We start from the raw sequence: 6,231 nt of genomic DNA on the forward strand, positions 1-6,231 counted from the left end.
GCTTTGGCCACCGTAATTTGCAGGAGGTCAGTCGCCTGTTGTCCGGTACAGCGCGCAAAATGGATCGTCATCAACGTGGCCTGCTGCTGTCAGCGGCGCGCTCTGCACTTTTTAATCAGGTGCTGGCCGAACGGGTACGCCAAAATAACTGGAATGTTCTCTTGGCGGGAGAAATTGTGCAATTAAATGGTTCGCACAGCATTTTTCTGACCCAGGCTAATGAGCAGGAGAGCTTGCAGCAGCGTGCTGCAGAGTGGGATGTGCACCCCAGTGGACCCCTGCCGGGCCGGGGCGGGCTCTCTCCTGAAAATCAGGCTGCCATCGTAGAAAAGCAGGCCCTGGATGCCTTGCCCGAGGAGTCAGAGACTTTGGGTAATATCCGTCATTGGCCACAACAATTAGCCGCGCAGGACGTGGACGCTGCCCGCCGCGCCCTGCGTGCGCGTCCGGATTCGCTGCAATACCACTGGCAGGATGCCAGCACCCTGATTCTGGAGTTTTCGCTACCTGCGGGCGTATTTGCAACCAGTTGTATTGAAGCATTACTGGGCCATGAGCAAGTTCGCGCCGATAGGCTTGACCTTTGTGTTGACTAGATGCTTTAGAATGAGGACACTATACGTGTGGAGCGTGAAAATTCAGTCAATATAAGGAGGGAGACAAGATGGATACACCTGTAACAATAGGTCGCTTGGCCCGTGAAGCTGGGCTGGCTGCAGAAACATTGCGTTACTACGAGCGTATTGGCTTGATTCAGCCGGTACAGCGCACCCAATCCAATTATCGTCTTTATGATAGTCACGCCGAGTCGCGTCTGCGCTTTATCCGCCGTGCCCAGAATCTGGGGTTTTCCCTGACTGAGGTGAAAGAGTTGCTGGACATCAGCAGCAGCGCCGAAAATGACATGGGTGATGTGAAGGCGCTGACAGAACAGAAAATTGCAGAGATTGATTTCAAAATTGCAGATCTGCAGAGAATGCGTAGCGCTCTGGCTATCCAGGCAGAGCGTTGCCCCGGCCATGGTTCAGTAGACAATTGCCCTATTCTGGCCTCCCTGGCCGAGGCGGAAGGTGACATGGCTGTTCGCCGGCGCTGGGATGTGAGTCGGGATCCTTCCGCACCGCGTAGCGTTGCCCAGCGTTGAGTAAAGCATATGGCACTGATTGAATTGTCTGTTCAGGGAATGACCTGCAATCACTGTGTAGCTGCTGTAGATAAGGCACTTCGGGTGGTACCCGGAGTGCAGACTGTTGCAGTACATCTTGACGCTAACAGCGCTACCGTGGAGGGTGACTCCATGGATGCTGAGGCTTTAGTTCAGGCCATTGAAAGCGAAGGCTATACGGCTCAAGTCCGATAATTGCGATGTCGGTGGCGGCGCCAGCCGAGTAATACCTGCAAGGCCCCGCCCCCGCCTTCCCCGGGGCGGGCCTGAGCAAAAGCCAGAACCTCCTGGTGCTTCATCAGCCAGCCACCTACCAGTCTTTTCAGTACCGGTATGCGTCCCGGGGAGCCCAACCCTTTGCCATGCACAATGCACACGCAATTCCAGCGCCACTGCTGGGCTTCGTGTAAAAAGGCCGCCAGTTCGAGTCGGGCTTCTTCAACCGTGCAACCATGTAAATCCAGTCTGGACTGGATCCGGAAACGCCCCTTGCGTAAATCCCTGAGGAGAGCAGGAGACTGCCCCTGCTGCAAATAAAGCCATTCATCTCCTGCTTCCAGGATTTCGTCGCTGTTTAGTGTGCGACTGAGCGCCGTCCGCACGGCCAGTTCGTCTTTTTGCTGTTGCAGGGGCAAAGGTGCCGGGGGGCTGGGTCGTGCGGGGATGGGCGGCGCCGGAAAGCGTTTTACATCTGCCATGGCTTCTTCAAAGCAAGCCTTTTCAGCAGGATGGACGGCGAGCGATACCGGTGTTGTCTTGGGTGGTCGCCGCCGTCTCATGCTTCAATCCTCCTGTTGCTCCAGCCAGCGCTCTGCGTCCAGAGCCGCCATGCAGCCCGTTCCGGCACTGGTGACCGCTTGCCGGTACACATAATCCTGGACATCACCGGCGGCAAAAACGCCTTCAATGCTGGTTGCTGTGGCCATCCCGTCGCGCCCGCCACGGGTAATCAGATAACCACCTGCATCCATTTCCAGTTGTCCCTTGAATATGTCGGTGTTGGGTTTATGGCCAATGGCAATAAATACCCCCATCAAAGCTAGGTCCTGGGTATTACCGTTTTCTATATGCTTGATCCGCAGTCCGGTGACGCCCGACTGGTCCCCCAGTACTTCATCTACGGCATGATCCCAGATGATGGTCACGTTTTCCTTGGCCATCAGCTTGTCCTGCAGGATTTTTTCGGCACGAAACTTGTTGCGGCGATGTACTACCGTGACATGCTTGACAATATTGCTCAGATAAAGCGCTTCTTCGACGGCTGTATTACCACCGCCGATGACTGCGACATCCTGATTGCGATAGAAAAAGCCGTCGCAGGTGGCGCAAGCTGAAACGCCTTTGCCGCGAAATTTTTCTTCGCTGGGCAGACCCAGATATTTGGCTGAGGCCCCAGTCGCCAGAATCAGGGCATCACAGGTGTAATTGTGTTGATCCCCACTGAGTTGGAAGGGTCGCTGGCTCAGGTCGGCCTTATGAATATGATCAAACACCATTTCCGTATCAAAGCGCCGTGCCTGTTTTTCCAGTTCCTGCATCAGTTCCGGACCCATGATGCCCTCTGCAGCACCAGGCCAGTTGTCTACATCGGTCGTTGTCATTAATTGACCACCAGGCTCCATCCCTTGCACCAGCAGGGGTTGGAGATTGGCCCGCGCTGCGTAAATGGCAGCCGTGTAGCCACCGGGGCCTGAACCCAGAATCATTAATCGGGCGTGTTTGCTATCAATGATGCTTTTGGAGTCGCTCATCGGGTTCCTCATCAGTCAGGGTGTGGATTCAGTTTAACATCAACCGGGAAGGCCTGTAACAAATGCAGGGTGAATTTATCCCGCCACGCTGTTATCGGTTGCGGGCCGATTTCATCATTTATATTTCTTTCTGATTTACTCTTCGCGATAACTCCTCAGCAGATTCCTTGCGTTCGGAATATCGGTCTGTCAGGTAATCACTTTGACCTCGCGTCAGTAAGGTGAATTTCATCAATTCTTCCATCACATCCACCACCCGGTCATAGTAGGCAGAGGGTTTCATGCGTCCTGCCTCATCGAACTCCAGAAAGGCTTTGGGCACCGAGGACTGATTCGGTATGGTGATCATGCGCATCCAGCGCCCTAAAATGCGCATCTGATTAACGGTGTTAAAGGATTGTGAGCCTCCGCAAACCTGCAGCACCGCCAGAGTTTTCCCCTGGCTCGGTCTTACTGCTCCGGAGTTCAGCGGAATCCAGTCGATTTGTGACTTGAATACTCCGGTCATTGCGCCATGCCGTTCGGGTGAACACCAAACCTGCCCTTCCGACCATTCTACCAGCTCCCGCAACTCAATGACTTTGGGGTGGGTTGCGGGCGCATCATCGGGCAGCGGTAAGCCACTGGGATGAAATACCCGCGTGTCCGCCCCAAAATGGCGTAATAGTCGCTCTGCTTCCAGGGTCAGCAGCCGGCTGTAGGATTTTTCCCGATTGGAGCCATAGAGCAGCAATATACGAGGCGGATGTTGAGTGGCCGCAGTACCGGTCAGACGGTTTATATCCGGTTGCTGCAGCAGGCTCTCGGTGATGTTGGGAAGATCATCAGACACAACAGTTCTCCATGATGAACAGCTCGGCAAATGATAAATGCCTACACATTTTGTAAGCAGTGTTGATGAGCGCCGGCTATTTGTCAATACTACAAGTATTATTCGCGGGTTTGTTTTGATGGTTTTTGGTGTCCCGAAATTGCATAGTTGACAGTAAGGTTTGCGCTTGGCAATAATGCAACAAAGTTGCAAATAGAAAGGTTGTCAGTTATGGAAAAAGCATCCGCCGCTCCCGAAACCCTGCAAGAGGATGTGGTCAGTCTCTGGGGGCTGATCAGCCAGAGCATCTCCGGTATGGCGCCCACCTGTGATGTGGTAGCCTTCATGACGGCGGGTGCGGCCTTTGCGCTGGTGGCTCTACCCCTGTCCTACTTCTGGGCCTTTGCGCTCATGTTCATCGAAATGAACACTATTTATCACCTCAGCAAGCATCGGGCTTCAGCCGGCGGATACTACGCCTATGTGGCGGCTGGTCTGGGGGCCAGACCAGCCTTGCTGACCGGTTTCATGGTGGTGTTCTACCAGTTGCTCAGTGTTGCTGCTATTCCGGTTTATGTGGGTGGGGTATTTCTGCCGGGGCTGGCAAAAAGTCTGGGTTATCCCTTGCCTGCCTGGTTCTGGTTGGTATCTATTGTGTTTTTCATTGGTATTCCGTGGTTACTCAGTATTTCCGGGATTCGTCCCAGTATTCGCGTGGTGGCCATTACCAGTTTTGTGGAAGTAGCGTTTCTGGTAGTGGCCTCCATGATTATTATTGTCAAAGCGGCACCCGTGCATCCTCTGGCCCCGTTCAGTATTCCGACCGATGGTTTCAAAGGCGTGGCCATGGGTATGATTTTCGCCATCACCAGTTTTATCGGGATAGGCAGCCACACGCCCCTCGGCGAGGAAGTGCGCGGACCCCGAACCCAGCGTGGCAGGCTCATCGGTAAGGCGGCATTACTGTCTTTGACGCTGGTGGGCGCAGCGCTGGTGCTTTCTGCCTACGCCTTGACCGTTGGCTGGGGTCCCGCCGATATGGCGAGTTTTGCTCATGCCGACGCGCCGGGTGTGACCGTATTTCTGCGTTATCTTGGCCCGGTGGGTGGCATGGCGCTGGTCATTCTCGCCATTAATAGTGCCATGGCCGATAGTCTTGCCTTGCTGAACAGCTCTTCCCGGGTACTGTTTGCCATTGGTCGCGATGCGCTGATTTCCGAACGCTTTGCCCAGGTCAGCAATACCCGGGCTCCACAACGCAGCATCTCGGTTATTACCGGGCTGACTATTGTTGTTGCGGTGCTGGCCGTCGCCGTATTCGGGTCCAGTAATGGCTTTAATGTTCTGACCACGGCGGTCCTGTTCGGTCTGGTCACCGCACATACCTTCATGAATGTGTCCTTGATGCGTCTGGCCCATGCGGATCACGAAGGAACCAGCACGCGTCTGTTCTATCATTTTCTCCTGCCGGTCGTAGCCACCGGTCTGTTCTGGTGGGTGTTATATGAATCCATTGTCCCGCTGGCCTATCCACTGGACTGGTCGTTGGCCGCCTGGCTGGGTTTTACTCTTTTGGTTCTGGCCTACGTGTTCCGGATTCATGGCCGCATCCATCCCGATCATCGTCACTATCTGGGTACTGTTCGCGACCCGCAATGAGTTCTCCGAATGCTTTATTATGAAGCGCTAACAGCGCCATTTGTAAGTGTTTCTTATGCTCCTGAAGCTTGACACTGGCGTATGCCTCGTTTAGCTTGCGATCATGAGTTCTGCTGCCCGTAATGCCTCCCGAACCACCCGACCGACCCCGGCCGGGCCATCCAAAGCCATGCCCGGAAAATCCTGGCGCCGTGAAGCCCTGTTACTGGTCATGCTGGCCATCGCCCTTTTCATGGCCATGTCTCTGCTGAGTTTTTCTCCTGCAGATCCCAGCTGGTTCAACAGTGGTAAAGGCGAGGCTGTACAAAATTGGGGAGGAGAGGCCGGATCTTATCTGGCAGAGTTTCTGGTGCAGTTTTTGGGGATGTCGGCCTGGTTGCTCCCTCTGGCGTTAATCGGGTGGGTCGCGCAACTCTGGAATCACTGGTTTCGCCAACGACCCGGCCGACGCCTTGCCCCGGTGGGGGGGCTGGCCATTTTTTTGGGCTTGATGATATTTTTGGCGATAGTTTGGCCACCTGCCTGGTGGTCGGTCACAGGAACCCTTGCCGGTGGTATTGTGGGCCAGGAAATTGCTCAGTTGTTTCAGCCACTCATTGGTTCCGGTGGAAGTGCATTGCTGTTCTTCGCGGTATTTGTCTTCGGCCTGTTTTTACTGACGGGCCTTGGACCAAGGGAAATGCTGGCGAAATTCCAGCAGGAATCGAACCGGCTGAGTGGCCTGAATTTGTTCGCGCGTTTGCCGCTGCCCCGCTTCTCGCGGCGGCAGACAGGCCAGTCGCAACCCAAGGTTTCAGCGCCGCTTCCGGCAGCTATTCCGGAAAAAGCAAAACCCGCTGTTGAGA

At 54.7% G+C, this 6,231-nt stretch carries 8 protein-coding genes; 5 read left to right on the forward strand and 3 right to left on the reverse strand.

The window, feature by feature from the left end; genetic code table 11:
* The 3 genes from truD to AC2VLY_RS11815 form a co-directional block, all read left to right on the forward strand.
* Positions 1–596 (forward strand): tRNA pseudouridine(13) synthase TruD (gene truD / locus AC2VLY_RS11805; protein ID WP_486922336.1); only part of this gene is annotated, 596 nt, incomplete at its 5' end.
* 68 nt (positions 597–664) lie between these two features.
* Positions 665–1,144: a heavy metal-responsive transcriptional regulator gene (locus AC2VLY_RS11810; RefSeq protein ID WP_193649866.1), complete on the forward strand. Its 480-nt coding sequence runs from the start codon at positions 665–667 to the stop codon at positions 1,142–1,144.
* Positions 1,145–1,153: 9 nt separating this feature from the next.
* Positions 1,154–1,360 (forward strand): CopZ family metallochaperone, encoded by a 207-nt coding sequence (locus tag AC2VLY_RS11815; RefSeq protein WP_193649867.1) that lies wholly within the window; start codon positions 1,154–1,156, stop codon positions 1,358–1,360.
* Here AC2VLY_RS11815 and AC2VLY_RS11820 read toward each other — a convergent pair.
* The 3 genes from AC2VLY_RS11820 to arsH form a co-directional block, all read right to left on the reverse strand.
* Positions 1,348–1,944, reverse strand: coding sequence for a Smr/MutS family protein (locus AC2VLY_RS11820; RefSeq protein WP_486892111.1), 597 nt, complete (start codon positions 1,942–1,944; stop codon positions 1,348–1,350). The genes AC2VLY_RS11815 and AC2VLY_RS11820 overlap by 13 nt on opposite strands.
* Positions 1,945–1,947: 3 nt before the next feature.
* The gene (gene trxB / locus AC2VLY_RS11825) at positions 1,948–2,916 is read right to left on the reverse strand and encodes a thioredoxin-disulfide reductase (protein WP_193649869.1); all 969 of its coding nucleotides are present in this window, start codon (positions 2,914–2,916) and stop codon (positions 1,948–1,950) included.
* Positions 2,917–3,034: 118 nt separating this feature from the next.
* On the reverse strand, positions 3,035–3,748 hold the full coding sequence (gene arsH, locus AC2VLY_RS11830; RefSeq protein ID WP_193649870.1) for an arsenical resistance protein ArsH: 714 nt from the start codon (positions 3,746–3,748) through the stop codon (positions 3,035–3,037).
* A 210-nt stretch (positions 3,749–3,958) separates the two neighbouring features.
* Here arsH and AC2VLY_RS11835 point away from each other — a divergent pair, with 210 nt between their 5' ends.
* Both AC2VLY_RS11835 and AC2VLY_RS11840 read left to right on the forward strand, forming a co-directional pair.
* On the forward strand, positions 3,959–5,386 hold the full coding sequence (locus tag AC2VLY_RS11835; RefSeq protein ID WP_486892110.1) for an APC family permease: 1,428 nt from the start codon (positions 3,959–3,961) through the stop codon (positions 5,384–5,386).
* A 103-nt stretch (positions 5,387–5,489) separates the two neighbouring features.
* Positions 5,490–6,231 (forward strand): DNA translocase FtsK 4TM domain-containing protein (locus AC2VLY_RS11840; RefSeq protein WP_486922337.1); only part of this gene is annotated, 742 nt, incomplete at its 3' end.

The sequence above is a fragment of the Acidithiobacillus sp. TH-A36 genome, assembly GCF_057473445.1.